Origin of the sequence: Undibacterium sp. CY21W (assembly GCF_014284265.1) — a bacterium.
In the GTDB taxonomy this organism is placed as follows: Bacteria; Pseudomonadota; Gammaproteobacteria; order Burkholderiales; family Burkholderiaceae_D; genus Undibacterium; species Undibacterium aquatile.
Window position 1 is genome coordinate 250,744 of record NZ_JACOGE010000001.1, and the last position, 13,153, is coordinate 263,896.

Here is a 13,153-nt window from a genome sequence, read left to right on the forward strand (position 1 = left end):
TGAAAAAAGGAAATAAATTCCCGTTAATTTGACGAGGTAACAATTCGCTACAATTCTGCGGCAAATATCGTGTCAACAAAAATCAAGCGGGCTGCGTTCTTGGCTTACGTAGATTGACTACGCAAAATAAACTCAACGAAAGAACAGGACCTATCATGAAACAAGTTATCGCCGCTATCATCGCAACTACTTTCGCAATGGGTACAGCGTTCGCCCAGACACCTGCAGCCCCAGCTGCTCCTGCCAAAGCAAGTGCGCCAGCCGCCGCTGTAAAAGCCGAAGCGAAAGCCGAAACAAAAGTAGCGCCGCCAGCCGCCGCGGTTGCAGAAGCAAAACCTGCCAGCGCAGCAGCAGAAACAAAAGCGTCAGTACCATCGGCAGAAAAAAAATCTAAGCATGTAAAACACATGAAAAAAGAAGCGAACACAGAAGTCAAAGCAGATGCAAAAGCAGAAGTAAAAACAGATACAACAAAGACGACACCAGCAAAATAATGGTTTGATTTTGTTGCCTCTGAATTGAGGTAAAAGACCGGCGTAACATCATTGATGTGCGCCGGTTTTTTTATACACGATAAAAAATTACTGCATTCTTCGTAGCTGAAAAACAGATATAAAAAATACGGGAAAATAAAAAAATAAATACATCAATTTTTTTCAAAAACATGTCAACACAATGTAGCAAGGCCGCGTTATTAGCTTACGTAGATTGACTACGCAAAATAAACTCAACGAAAGAACAGGACCTATCATGAAACAAGTTATCGCCGCTATCATCGCAACTACTTTCGCAATGGGTACAGCGTTCGCCCAGACACCTGCAGCCCCAGCTGCTTCTGCCAAAGCAAGTGCACCAGCTGCTGCAGTAAAAGCCGAAGCGAAAGCGGAAACAAAAGTGGCACCACCAGCGCCGGTAGTAGAAGCAAAATCAGCCAGTGCAACCGCAGAGAAAAAAGTAAAGCATGTAAAACATGCGAAAAAAGAAGCGAAGGCAGAAGCCAAAGCCGATGCAAAATCAGAAGTGAAAACTGAAGTCAAAGCAGACGCAGCGAAGACAGCTCCAGCTAAATAATTCAGCTCAAAAAAACGGCGCATATCAGATGATATGCGCCGTTTTTTTTTGATCAAAGCATCCGTGATACGTAATCATCATCGTGATGAAAAAATACATAATTCAAAGCAGAAATTTTCTGATCTGTATTCATAAAAATTTTTTCTTTTTTGATTCGAATTCATTCTCAAAGCAATCCGATTTTTTGCAGTGAATTTTTCAGTTCTTTTATATTTCCCTGTTCCGGCCAGCCGGTAACCTTGCTGCTGAGTTTTCCATTTTTAAAAAAATAAAAAGTCGGCGTTCCCCAATGGTCAATGTCTTTCCATTCCTGTCCTTGATAAACCATGGTCATTTGAAAGTTGGGAAAAGAACGATTCCACTTCTGGATGTCGTGAAAGTAACTGTGGCGCATTTGCGGAACCAGCCATTTTCCATACTTACGAAACACCGTCATCAAGGCGGGATCTTGCGAAATATCGCGTACCGCATTTCTGGAAAAAGGACATCCGGGGCTGGACACCACAATAATTTTTGCGCCCTGATTGATGTCAACATTTCTTCGTAATAAAGATAAACTGTTTGCTTCAATCAGCCATTCCGTTGGCATCTGAGCGGATAAATCAGGCGCTTCCCGATGTGCAGGCAAGGCGTCATTCACTGATAGTTTGTGCTGTGCCAAAAGTGCGTCTGCCTCTTTCAACATTCTGACCTGCAAGAGCGCGAAATATAACTTTGTATAGTGTTCTTCAGTGATCAGTTTGCGTTCTTCTAACACCTCGGAAATACGCTGCAGATATTCTGCATATTTCGTTTCAGCAGTATAAAAAGCGGTCATGTCTGCCGCGCGAAAGAGAATTTTTAAATCAGATGGCGTGGTTAATTTGATTTTTTTTGCATCCAGAAACGGAAGCATAAGGCGATCGAAAGCATTTGCCATTGCGATTGCTTTAGTCGATGTTGTTTCAGTCGCGGCGTTTGCAATGTTATCCAGCTCGGCGGATTGCTGTTCCAGCGTTTGCGAAAACGCACCACTCGCACTGAGTATCGCCACTAAAAATATGAGCATCAGCTTGTATAGGAATGAAAACAAATATGGCGTCATAAAATATTGGAAGAAAATTACTCAATGGTGAAAAGGGAATGCCAGAAAATGATCCGGCAACGATACTCAGATTTGAGTCTGAGTCTGAGTTTGCGCAGCGTAGTGATCAACAGATTTATCCTGGTTGACTAAAGAATATCTGACACGAATGAATTTGTTAACTTTAATTCTCTTTTTTGGTCGAGCCTGTATCACAAAATTCTTCTTACAGATCGAAAACGAAATAAACGCGTATATCGTGGTTTCTTGCGCACGGGGATGCGGTCAAGATGTGGTTAAATGTGAGTTCAATATTTATCGCCACTGACCGACTTCAATGTATGAAGAAACAAGTGTTTTGCTTACTTGGATTGTTTTGCGCATGGCAAGCATCTGCAACGGATTTACGCGTAGCGATATGGGAAAGTGCTGCGCCATATAACGTGAAAACTGAAAGCGGCTGGAAAGGGCCATGTGTTGACGTTTATCGTGCGATAGAGGCGATTGATCCGCAGTTGCATTTTGTGCTGGATGACGATCCTATGCCGATTCGCCGTATCGAATATGAGCTCAGTGCAGGGCGGCGTGACATTATCTGTGGCGCCAGAAAGAATGCATCGCGTGAAGCTGCTGGTATGCAGTTTCTGAAACAGGGTTTGCATACGACGGGCTATCGGCTGGCAGTCAGGGCCGGTGATGTTGTTGTCGTGAATAACTGGGATGATGTGAAAAAACTGGGCAAGGCCGGCAAAGTGCTGATCATGCAAGGGCATGCCGAGGTCGAACGCTTGCAGCAGTTAGGCGTGATCCTCGATAGCGGTACACCGACAGCAGAACAGAATCTGATCAAACTGGAAGCGGGTCGTGGCCGATTTTTTTATCACCGCGATTCTTTTTTTAAGAGCGGTGCCTACTCACCGAAAAATCATCCGAATATCCGATTGCTACCAGTCATACTTGACCCCAGCCCGGCGTATATTGCGGGTGGAAAAATGGTTCCCAAAGAAGTGATGGCACAGATCGATAATGCCGTCAGCAAGCTTGTGCGTAACGGTGAATTAAACCGCATCATCAAAGCAAATGCTCTCGATTAAATTTCATTCGCAAACTTGCTGAACGCTTTATCCTGCGCCGATTTTTTCAACGCTCTCCCATATAAATCACACGTGGGCAGGGCGATTGTGGTGATTTCTGCGGGCACCAGAATGACACTGTGATCGACCAGCGACGACAAGAAATTTCAACCAGATCCGCTGTGTCGCCCATGCCCATATTGCAGGTCGATTGCAGTGCTGCATCGAGCGATTTCGCCTGAAAATATCCGTAGGTGCTGATGGTTTGTATTGCTTCCGTTGCGCGTTGCGGTGGCACTGTTCCTGGTCGCACAATCAGCTTGCGCTGCTTCAACGGCACGATTGTTTCCACCTCTGCCGCGCCACAACTCCATTGTTTGCCGTCGCGCCCGCATTGGGCAACGTAATATAAAGGCTGGGTCTTGAGTTGCGCATGCGGACGGCATTTCACATCGGCGTAATTTGCCTTGTCCGCCTGAGCGCTGAAAGCGCGCGCATCAATCTCTGCAACGCCGACACCGAATGGATCGCCACAGACCAGTTTCTCTAACAACAGATGTTCGTTGCGACTGAGCCTGACAGGAAACGTTTGTTCATCTGCATTTGCATAGGCAGTGGCGGTCAGCGTTGTGACCAATGCCAGGAAAAATAATGGCATCAGTCGATGCCAGCCTGCTGTGTTCATGCGCTTTGTGGCGCGAAAATGGCCTGACCAGCGCATGAATACAGGGACTTTTTCATTTGAGTTGCAGTAATGATAGAGACAGACGCCACCGTCAGAGTCGCGTCTGAGCAGCCGGTATCAGCGATAAAACGGCTCGACCTGACCTTTGACTTTGATCATCAGCGGATTGCCTTTACGGTCACGCGCCTTGCCCGCTGGCACGCTGATCCAGCCTTCGCTGATGCAATATTCTTCGACGTCCAGACGCTCTTTACCGTTGAGCTTAATGCCCACTTCGTGTTCAAACACGGCGGCGACGTAGTAAGGGCTGCGCGGATCAACCGACAGGCGATCCGGTAATGGGGGGAGTTGTGTAGTATCGTTCATAGGCCGAATTATCCACCAGATGCGCAGTCTGTTCAATGCCGCTGTCGATTTTGCTGACAGCAGCGGATATTTCGCGCCAGCTTTATCGTGTCATCAGACCTGGGGCGTTGATGTTGCCGCTACCGCCAATGCGCGCAAACGCTGATGGAACTCGTCGTCCCAGTCCACTTTTAATTGCTGTTTGGCGCGCAGATAATGTTCGCTGAACACATCCAGATACGCTTCCAGCGTTTGCGCTGCGAATACATCGCCCGCCAGTTGCAGACATAAACCGGCGACTTCCGATGTGCACAAATGTTCATCGCGGCGCGAGCGGCGCAAACGGTAGCGCGATAATTGTTCCGGCAACAGACTCAGCACAGGAAACTGTTCCAGATACGGGCTTTTTTTGAATATCTTGCGGGCTTCCGGCCAGGTCGCATCGAGCAAAATGAACAGCGGTCGTTTCTTTGTGATTGCGGCTGCGGGTTCGCTGGAATCCGCAAGGTTCTGTTCCGGCAGTAATTGCGTGATCACACGCTCCGGTGCGACAAATTCACCGGGAAACACCACATACGGTTGCCATTGCGGATCTGCCAGCACTGCCAGCAAAGCCGGATCAACCTCCGTGCGAGCCCAGCCAAATGCCATCGTATCGGGCACCACGTCGGCGATCAGCCAACCCGTGTTGCTGGGCTTGAGCGCTTCATGTTCCGCCATGATCAGACACACACCGGCCCGCGTCGGCACCACAGGACGCAGCGCGCAGATACAATGGCTGAGTATCAGGCGGCAGCCGCCGCAACGTTCGCCATGCGGCCCGCCGCGCGCCAGAAACGGTCGCGTGCTGCGTGCCAGACGGGCAGTACGTAAGCGGGAAACAGCATGCGGTGGGTGAGTGGTATTCATCAGGGAAACTCAGGTGCGACAGACGATTGCCGCTCATTCATCATTCAGACAGGGCGCGTATCTTGGCATGACCGACGTGACATTGCAAACCCCGCATTAAATGGACTTCTGCCGGGTGATGCTGCCAACAGCCAATATCTATGTGGGGATACAGGGGTATGCCTTGGAAACCCGCATGAACACTAGGGGGTGTTTTCAGCAAATTGGCTGAAAAAGCCTTTTGCCAATAAAAAAAACGCCACGTAAGCCATATCGTTACGTGACGTTCTTTATTTTTCAAACCAGCTGTTGCGTTGGTCAGGCTCAGATCAGCGACAGACGCCGGTGCTTACATGCCCAACGAACGTAACAGTTCATCGCTTTCGTCATCCACCACCGGTGCGGCGGCGGCTGGCGCTGCTTTGCTCAGATCGGCTTGTTCCATATCCAGCAAGGCATCCGGATCAATGATTTCGCTGGAATCAAAATCATGCAATTTAATGAATTCCGTGCGATCAATCGCGAGTTCGAGATAGAAAATATTATTGTTTTCAGTGAAAAATGACACGCGACGGATTTCTGGGCGATCCAGCGGCGTATCCACACTCAGCATCACCTGCTTATTCAGCACCAGCATTTTGGGCTGATTCTGGGTGATGTTGGTTTGCAGTTCCCGGCGTATCTTGCCAGTAAAATCACCGACGATCTGATTCATCAGTTCGCCCAGTATATTTGCCACCTCATCCGAGCTGAACGACGAGGCCAGTTCCGATTTCGGCATGCCCATGCTGAGCATGTATTTTTCGTAAATTTCCAACGCGGCGTTGCCTGCAAAATTCAGCACCACCAAACCGGAAAATCCACCGTCAAATAAGACGAAGCAACCAATATCCGGCTTCAGACCGATTTTGGTAATTCTTTGCACCATCGCAGAGTAATGAATCTTGCTTTGCGTCGCTACGTTCAGTACTCGTGTGACCGAATTGCATAAACTGGTCAACAGATCTTCTGTTCCGTAGACAACTCTTTTTTCTTCGTTACTCATGACCAACTCCTGAATTAGGTTTCTTGAAATGATTGTTATCTATTGTTATTTTGTCCGCGCAGTGGCCGATGCGCTATGACCAACACGTTGCCTGACACATTCGCAGACACATCGTTTCGCCCAGCGCCGGGAGTAATGTCGTGCCGTCGCGCTTCGCTGGTAAATACCACACGAAACAGGGCGATACGGCTAAGCAGGTTTGCCATCGGTTCTCGCAAGTATGTTTGCGGTGACAGGGCGAAGCCAGACATGATTTTCTCCTCTGCGTGGCAGTGTTACCGGGAACTCAGCGCAGCGTCAATCGCCGCACGCAGAACACTTGTACCATGGAAATAGATAAGAATATTCAATGGTACACGCTGCGTCCAGATGTTTCACGTTTTCTGTGCGATTTGGGGCAGGCAAACGCCTGTAAAGGCAGGCGGTTTTATCGGATTCCCCAGTTTCTGCACGTTTTCTTAGCTTCATGATACAAAATGAAGCAAAACATGCCTACAAATAACGCCACAATGGCGGCTCACTTACAAACCCGGTTGCTGATAAAAGTAGCATCTCGCGCTTCTTTCAGGCGCAATCGCTGCGTCTTTGTTATCACTTGAAACGGATACGCCGTGAAAGTCAGCCGGATGGATTGTTGAAACGTTAAGCTCAAACAGTGGCAATGGCCTGCCACTCGCTCCGGCATGCGGGGAACCAAGCAACAGCATGCTGGTCTACCAAATGACAAAGCGACCAACGACATGTCTGCTTTGCCAAATTAAATCAATCTGAGAGTGAGACTATGAAAAAATTCCTGCATATCCTGAGCCTGGTCGCCATCGTTGCCAGTTTAAGCGCCTGTATTTCCGTCAGCGAAAACACAGTCGAAGCTGGCAAACAAATCAGCGTGATGTCGCAACAAGCCGTTGCTACTTGTGGTCAGGGTAATGTCGATAAAGTGACTACGACCAGTTTTACCTGCAAACAGAACAGCCGTTAAGCACTACGCTGACGCATAAAAAAACAGCCGGTGTTGATACCGGCTGTTTTTTTTGAAGCGGAAAAAGAGGCGGCAAAAAATCGCACGAAAATCTGAGTCTGCGTTCAATGTCTGAGATTCCATGCGCCTACTGGCAGCATTTCATCCTGCAGACCTGATCAATACACAGTCTTGCTGATGTCATTCGACTGGTTGTCGCACTCTTTGTCTGTCACTGCTGATTTATTGAGCAAATTTCGCGTAATACGCCTGCACCGCAGGCAAAGTAGCGATACGTTGATTATGCGCATTCAGCGCCGGTGCGACTTGCGCTACCAGATCGGTCGGCACATGATCCAGACGACCGGCATTCAAATTACGGATATCCACAAACACCTTCAGATCGGCGATCGTCAGGCGGCCATCAGCAAAATATTCGCCGCCTTGCGCCAGCAAACGCTGCTCCAGCCAGCGCAGATAAACCGGCATCGAACCATTCACCAAGGCCAGACGCGCTGCCTTTTGCTCTTCATCCGTCATACGATAAGTCGGGCCCATCCTGATACCCGCTTCTTCCACCACAAAGCTCACCTCGTCGCAGTACAAAGCCTGCAACGCATCTTGCGGATACAGACCCGCCAGCTTGCCCGCATACCGCAGGATCGCATCACACTGCGTCAGCTGCACACCGTCCACCTCTAACACAGGCACCTGCCCGAACGGCGTCGCTTTGCGCACGTCGGCAAATTCAGGATAGCTGAAACGATGATCCTCAAACGCCACCCCACCCAGCGCGAACGCCAGCCGCACGGGCTCACCACGTCCACCATGAAAATCGAAATAGGTCAGTTTAAGTTGAGGCATGTTGTCTCCTGAAAGCGAATAAAAGCGGAACTAAAAAATTGGCTGCTTTGGGCGCGTGACGAACCCAAAACCCGCGCCATCATAGCAGGGTCAGCAAGGGGTGGCAGAATGCCGGATTTTATGTGTGTGCATCTGACTCGCTTGAAACAGCATGTCGATATTGATGCTGCCAGACATACTAATTCAGTCAGAATGAAATAATGTGACTCATCGTCCGTAGACCATCGCATATTGAAGATCTAAACTCAAACAAACAACCAGATTAACTATCCATTTGTTGGAGAATAGAATGACCGGATATATTGAGGAAGTGATTGACGACATGGTTATATGGATAGAGCCTGATCCAGACCATTTTCGGGGTGGGTATAAGTTCAGCGCCAACAGCAGCGAATTCGAGATCAATCAATTTCTTGCCAATTGCAATCTGTGTAAAGCTGTCATTAGCAAACCATCATGAACGTTTTTGCACAAAATTCAACTCCAAACCAGATCAAAACACCTGACACAGCGACACCAATTTCAATTAAGAAAAAATAATTAGTTCACGTCTGGCGAGACCTACGCAGAATGAGTACACAATGCAAAGCAAATGACATCACAACAGCTGTATAGAAAAAGAAATCCATACTAATCGGCCAATAGTAATTTGAAATATTGAATATTGCGAAAAATTTCATGAAGGTTTTCTGGCATCAACCTAGACAGTAACTTCAGAGGAGGCTTGTTTGCCCCCATCTATCTGACTCAGAAAATGCACTCAGTATTTGATCTGTCATAGCCCGTGATTTCAACGCCTGTTTATCCTCAATTGGTGCACCAGATCGATCGATAATTTCGATTGCCTTTAGAAATATGGCGTTGCATTTATACTCATTGTTCATTTTTTCAATTATTGGATCACAATATTTTTCGGTTTTCTTTTGGCTATTGAATGGTGGAATCTGATCGCTCGACGCAATCATTGGAATAAGCATCGTTATGTAGAATCTCACTTTTCGATATTTTTTATCGATTACTCCAGAACTAAAAAGAGAATCGAGCCTGTAATAAACAAGTCCAGCTAAGTAGTATGGTGAATATTGGTGATCTGCTTCAAAGATATTCGATCCGGCGTTACCCATAGTTTTGACAAGCGTCCCTAAGTAAGTAGTTACCATGTGCGGATTTTTCTTGAACATTGAAGAGAATGCTTTAATTTGGATCGGTATAGTAATAATTTTGCGTTTCAATACATTCTTATCTGAGCTGAACTCTTTAGCTCGCCGTTCGTAGTAAAGTTTGCCCGGACCAACTATCGAGGAATAATAATGCTGTAGATTGCGATGAAAATCAGACATTGCTGCCAATTGCTCTTTTTTGATTGTTGTCTGATTATTTGTAGAGACTGTTATTTTTGATTTTACTTCTTCGTCACTTGTGACAATCAATCGTATTGGGATACTGATATTTTCAATTGCTCGATTGTTTCTGTTTTGATAAAGAACATTACTTGTTTGGCAGCCATTCACAATTTGATAGTCAGACAAAGTTAAAACGTTGCCAGAAATTTTAATTGCATTTGCAACGACAGTGATTCCGTTATTTAGAACACTAAACAATTCTGGATTTTGACTTTGTAATGTATCCGCTATGTTTGCATTCACTGGATTTGTCAGGCTCTGAAAGTCCCGAACATTATCATCAAAAATACTTTGGATATTGTCGTTATCGTCAACTAACAATTTTTTGAATTCAGTAAATGGAAGAACACCATAAAACGATTGGTCGATTCCTTCGATCTCTGGAAGAGTGACTTTATTTGAGAAGACAAATTTTGAAGTAATCGGGTTTTTTGTTTTCCTATATAGTTTTCCAATCTCATTCGCTCCCAAAATCGTTACCTCGATTTTTTCGAACAAATTGTAACTTTTCAGTTCATTCTTCGACGATTCAACCACCGCGGAAATATTTTGATCTTCATTGACAACGCCAGTGGTCACGAAAAAGGTTTTGCAAATAGGATTACTCTTAAATTCAGACGCCCTTTCAATTAAATATTCTGATATTTCAGCAGCTCGAACAACATCACTATTCCTCGCTAATTTAGGATCTTCGGAGAAAAAATCGTTCACTCCAAAATAAAATGCATGCATTTCTTTTGTATCAAAGCTTGAAGAAGTCTTTGCCTGGATAAAAATATATGTCACATCTAGAAATCCATTTGATTCAAATAGACTATCTATTTCATCTGTGTCTTCTACTAAATGGCCGTTTACGATTATTGCCAAACCATCGATCCCAGTGTCACTGCCTGAGCCGATGGAAATTGATTTCACATCAAACGTTTTGTTATATTCATTGGCAAAAATCGTGTAGTTACAGAATAATTCAAAATCGGTCGATTCATCTTGTCCAGATATTTCTTGGGACTCTAAAAAATCATCTATCAATCTTTTTGTAATACGGTCCATTTTCATTGCCTCTTCAAATTTTCGTTTATGCTTTATGAATGATGCTTGCTTCGCTACAAATGCGCTCAACTTACCAACCGATACCTAAGACAGTCTAATTTTTTCTCAAAGTATGCTGGGACAAAAAAAAGCCCACTAGATAACAGCAGGCTTCAATTTTCTACAGATTTAATTGACTTCAAACGTCAATATTCCCCGCCCTTAACGCATTGCTTTCAATGAAAGCACGGCGGGGTTCTACGTCGTCGCCCATCAATGTCGTAAAGATCTGGTCGGCGGCGATCGCGTCTTCGATTTGCACTTTGAGTAAGCGGCGCACGGTTGGGTCCATGGTGGTTTCCCAGAGTTGGCTTGGGTTCATTTCGCCCAGACCTTTGTAGCGCTGTTTGGAGACGCCGCGTTCGGCTTCTTCGCGCAGCCACAGCATGGCGTGGTGGAAATCCTGCACAGCGATTTCCTTGACGCGTTCGCCTTCACCACGGCGGATGAACGCGCCTTCGCCTAACAAGCCTTTAAATGTGGCTGCCGCGTTTTCCAATACTTTGTAATCGGCGCTGACAACGAAATCAGATTCGATATTGCTGACTTTGATATTGCCGTGATGCATGCGTTCTACACGCAGGGTGCGGGTGCCATTGACATCATCGTTGATGGCGATGACTTTGATTGCCGGGTCATTGATGGTGTTGGTCATTTGCTGAGCAGTTTGTTCGGTACTTTCTGCGCTCTCAAAATTCAGGGTGACACCAGTCATGATCGCTGTCAGTGCGGCGCGGTCTATCAGGCGCGTCAGGCGCGTCATGATGGCATTGGCCAGATTGTATTGACGTACCAATTCGGCCAGTGCGTCGCCAGTGATAGGCGCTGCGCCTGTGCTTGGTATCAGCGATGCGTTGGTCAGTGCCACGGTCATCATGTATTGCGCTTCTTCGGCATCATCTTTGAGGTAGCGTTCATCGCGACCCGCTTTGACTTTGTAGAGTGGTGGTTGCGCGATGTAGATGTGGCCACGTTCGACCAGTTGCGGCATCTGGCGATAGAACAGGGTCAGCAGCAGGGTGCGGATGTGGGCACCGTCAACGTCGGCATCGGTCATGATGATGATGCGGTGATAGCGTAATTTATCGGCGTTGAATTCGTCAGGGCCGATGGATGTGCCGAGGGTGGCGATCAGGGTGGTGATCTGTTCGCTCGACAGCATTTTTTCAAAGCGGGCTTTTTCTACGTTCAGCACTTTACCGCGCAATGGCAAAATCGCCTGGAATTTACGATCACGGCCTTGCTTCGCAGAGCCACCCGCAGAGTCACCTTCGACGATGTACAGTTCGCACAGGGCAGGGTCTTTTTCCTGGCAGTCGGCGAGTTTGGAAGATAAGCCTAAACCATCCATCACACCTTTACGGCGGGTCAGTTCGCGGGCTTTGCGGGCGGCTTCGCGGGCGCGCGATGCTTCAACGATTTTGCCGCAAATAATTTTGGCATCGTTTGGTTTTTCAGCCAGATAATCCGTCAATGTTTTTGTGACGATTTCTTCGACAGGGCCGCGCACTTCTGAAGATACCAGCTTATCTTTTGTCTGCGAGCTGAATTTTGGTTCAGGTACCTTGACGGACAAGACGCAGGTTAAGCCTTCGCGCATATCGTCACCGGTGACTTCAACTTTGGCTTTCTTTGCGTATTCGTGTTCGTCGATATATTTATTGATCACGCGCGTCATCGCTGCACGCAAACCGGTCAGATGCGTTCCGCCGTCGCGTTGCGGAATATTATTGGTGAAACACAGCACTTGTTCGTTGTAGGCATCGTTCCATTGCATGGAAACGTCCACGGTAATGTTGGTGCCCTGATCCGACATTTTTTCACCAGTTGCCTGGAAAATGGTCGGATGCAAAACTGATTTATTTTTGTTGATGTATTCAACGAAACCACGGGTGCCACCTTCAAAAGCAAATAATTCTTCTTTGCCGGTGCGGTGATCATTCAGTTTGATGCGCACGCCATTGTTCAGGAATGAAAGTTCGCGGATACGTTTTGCGAGGATCTCGTAATGAAATTCAACATGCGTGAAGATTTCTTCATCAGCCCAGAAATGGACTTCGGTGCCGCGTTTGTCAGTGTCACCAATGACTTTGATCGGGGAAGTGAGAACGCCATCAACCGTTTCAAGTTCACGGTTTTGCGGAACACCACGCACAAATTCCATGGTGTGAACTTTGCCATCGCGGCGTATCGTCAGTTTCAGTAATTTGGACAAGCCATTCACGCAGGAAACACCAACACCGTGCAAACCGCCGGATACTTTGTAGGAGTTCTGATCGAATTTACCACCCGCATGCAATTCGGTCATGACGATTTCGGCGGCGCTGCGTTTCGGCTCGTGCTTATCGTCCCATTTGATGCCGGTTGGAATGCCGCGACCGTTATCGGTAATGGAGATGGAGTTATCGGTATGAATTGCAACGTTGATCTCGGTACAGTGTCCTGCCAGAGATTCGTCAATCGAGTTATCTAAAACTTCGAATACCAGATGATGCAAGCCGGTGCCATCCGATGTATCGCCAATGTACATGCCGGGGCGCTTACGCACGGCTTCCAGGCCTTCCAGAATCTGGATGGAGGATGCGCCGTATTGCGCTGAACTGGCGGCTTGGGCTGGAGTATTGTCTTGGTTGTTATCGGACATGGCTACCTTCTGTTGTGTTTACTGC

13 protein-coding genes are annotated in these 13,153 nt (G+C 47.0%); 4 read left to right on the forward strand and 9 right to left on the reverse strand.

Annotation, left to right across the window (positions count from 1 at the left end; genetic code table 11):
• The first annotated feature begins 155 nt into the window (after nucleotides 1-155).
• Together H8K29_RS01060 and H8K29_RS01065 are read left to right on the forward strand one after the other, a co-directional pair.
• Nucleotides 156-494, forward strand: a complete 339-nt coding sequence (locus H8K29_RS01060) for a hypothetical protein (RefSeq protein WP_186896057.1) — start codon at nucleotides 156-158, stop codon at nucleotides 492-494.
• A gap of 256 nt (nucleotides 495-750) precedes the next feature.
• Nucleotides 751-1,071, forward strand: a complete 321-nt coding sequence (locus H8K29_RS01065; RefSeq protein ID WP_222611383.1) for a hypothetical protein — start codon at nucleotides 751-753, stop codon at nucleotides 1,069-1,071.
• A gap of 166 nt (nucleotides 1,072-1,237) precedes the next feature.
• On the opposite strand, the gene H8K29_RS01070 is transcribed toward H8K29_RS01065, so the two are convergent.
• Nucleotides 1,238-2,119 carry a hypothetical protein gene (locus H8K29_RS01070; RefSeq protein WP_186896058.1) on the reverse strand — a complete coding sequence of 294 codons (882 nt, stop codon included), beginning with the start codon at nucleotides 2,117-2,119 and terminating at the stop codon, nucleotides 1,238-1,240.
• 356 nt (nucleotides 2,120-2,475) lie between these two features.
• Between H8K29_RS01070 and H8K29_RS01075 the strand changes: the two genes are divergently transcribed.
• On the forward strand, nucleotides 2,476-3,228 hold the full coding sequence (locus H8K29_RS01075; RefSeq protein ID WP_186896059.1) for an ABC transporter substrate-binding protein: 753 nt from the start codon (nucleotides 2,476-2,478) through the stop codon (nucleotides 3,226-3,228).
• Between the two features lie 46 nt (nucleotides 3,229-3,274).
• Here H8K29_RS01075 and H8K29_RS01080 read toward each other — a convergent pair whose 3' ends face one another.
• The 5 genes from H8K29_RS01080 to H8K29_RS01100 all read right to left on the reverse strand — a co-directional run bounded on the left by H8K29_RS01080 (nucleotide 3,275) and on the right by H8K29_RS01100 (nucleotide 6,421).
• Nucleotides 3,275-3,892 (reverse strand): hypothetical protein, encoded by a 618-nt coding sequence (locus H8K29_RS01080; RefSeq protein ID WP_186896060.1) that lies wholly within the window; start codon nucleotides 3,890-3,892, stop codon nucleotides 3,275-3,277.
• 117 nt (nucleotides 3,893-4,009) lie between these two features.
• A complete protein-coding gene (locus tag H8K29_RS01085; RefSeq protein WP_186884008.1) occupies nucleotides 4,010-4,258 on the reverse strand; it encodes a DUF3297 family protein in 249 nt (82 codons plus the stop codon).
• 93 nt (nucleotides 4,259-4,351) lie between these two features.
• The gene (locus H8K29_RS01090) at nucleotides 4,352-5,146 is read right to left on the reverse strand and encodes a tRNA-uridine aminocarboxypropyltransferase (RefSeq protein WP_186896061.1); all 795 of its coding nucleotides are present in this window, start codon (nucleotides 5,144-5,146) and stop codon (nucleotides 4,352-4,354) included.
• Nucleotides 5,147-5,474: 328 nt separating this feature from the next.
• Nucleotides 5,475-6,170 (reverse strand): DUF3334 family protein, encoded by a 696-nt coding sequence (locus tag H8K29_RS01095; RefSeq protein WP_186896062.1) that lies wholly within the window; start codon nucleotides 6,168-6,170, stop codon nucleotides 5,475-5,477.
• A 35-nt stretch (nucleotides 6,171-6,205) separates the two neighbouring features.
• Entirely contained in the window at nucleotides 6,206-6,421 is a 216-nt protein-coding gene (locus H8K29_RS01100) for a hypothetical protein (protein ID WP_186896063.1), read from the reverse strand.
• 530 nt (nucleotides 6,422-6,951) lie between these two features.
• On the opposite strand from H8K29_RS01100, the gene H8K29_RS01105 reads away from it, so the two are divergent.
• Nucleotides 6,952-7,149, forward strand: coding sequence for a hypothetical protein (locus H8K29_RS01105; protein ID WP_186896064.1), 198 nt, complete (start codon nucleotides 6,952-6,954; stop codon nucleotides 7,147-7,149).
• Between the two features lie 222 nt (nucleotides 7,150-7,371).
• On the opposite strand, the gene H8K29_RS01110 is transcribed toward H8K29_RS01105, so the two are convergent.
• The 3 genes from H8K29_RS01110 to gyrB all read right to left on the reverse strand — a co-directional run bounded on the left by H8K29_RS01110 (nucleotide 7,372) and on the right by gyrB (nucleotide 13,128).
• Nucleotides 7,372-7,992, reverse strand: coding sequence for a glutathione S-transferase (locus H8K29_RS01110; RefSeq protein ID WP_186896065.1), 621 nt, complete (start codon nucleotides 7,990-7,992; stop codon nucleotides 7,372-7,374).
• 713 nt (nucleotides 7,993-8,705) lie between these two features.
• Nucleotides 8,706-10,451, reverse strand: a complete 1,746-nt coding sequence (locus tag H8K29_RS01115; RefSeq protein ID WP_222611384.1) for an AIPR family protein — start codon at nucleotides 10,449-10,451, stop codon at nucleotides 8,706-8,708.
• 172 nt (nucleotides 10,452-10,623) lie between these two features.
• Nucleotides 10,624-13,128: a DNA topoisomerase (ATP-hydrolyzing) subunit B gene (gene gyrB / locus H8K29_RS01120; RefSeq protein ID WP_186896066.1), complete on the reverse strand. Its 2,505-nt coding sequence runs from the start codon at nucleotides 13,126-13,128 to the stop codon at nucleotides 10,624-10,626.
• Nucleotides 13,129-13,153: the final 25 nt, after the last annotated feature.